At 66.9% G+C, this 614-nt stretch carries 1 protein-coding gene; it reads left to right on the top strand.

Going from position 1 to position 614, the window contains the following annotated elements:
• The coding region (locus JK364_RS54570) for an acyl carrier protein (RefSeq protein ID WP_201858905.1) at positions 1 to 614 on the top strand (614 nt) is incomplete at both ends.

The raw sequence follows: 614 nt of genomic DNA on the forward strand, positions 1-614 counted from the left end.
ACCCGGTCCCCGACACGGACCCGCCCGCCCTGCTGCGCTCGCTGTATCCCAAAACAGCACGAAAGAGCCAGCCGATCCAAGGACTGTCACCAGAAGCACTCCTGAAAATCGTGCGCGACAGCGCCGCCATGATGCTCGGCCACCCCAACACCGACGCGATCGCCGCAACGACCGCGTTCAGGGATCTGGGTGTGGATTCGCTGATCGCGGTTGAGTTGCGGAACAGTCTGGCCAAGGCTACGGGTCTGCGGTTGCCTGCCACGTTGGTGTTCGACTATCCGACTCCGACGGTGCTGGCCGGGCGGCTCGGCGAACTGCTCCTGGGAGTGGCGCCGCAGAGGCACGCCACCGTACGGACGGCCACGGTTTCGGATGAGCCGCTGGCGATCGTCGGCATGGCGTGCCGCCTGCCCGGCAAGGTGTCGTCGCCGGAGGACCTGTGGCGCCTGGTCGAGTCCGGCACCGACGCCATCACCGACTTCCCCACCGACCGCGGCTGGGACATCGACAGCCTCTTCGATCCGGACCCCGACACCGCCGGGAAGACCTACACCGTGCACGGCGGCTTCCTGGACGACGTCGCCGGCTTCGACGCGTCGTTCTTTGGTATCAGT

This window comes from Streptomyces endocoffeicus (assembly GCF_016741935.1).
GTDB classification, from domain to species: Bacteria; Actinomycetota; Actinomycetes; order Streptomycetales; family Streptomycetaceae; genus Streptomyces; species Streptomyces endocoffeicus.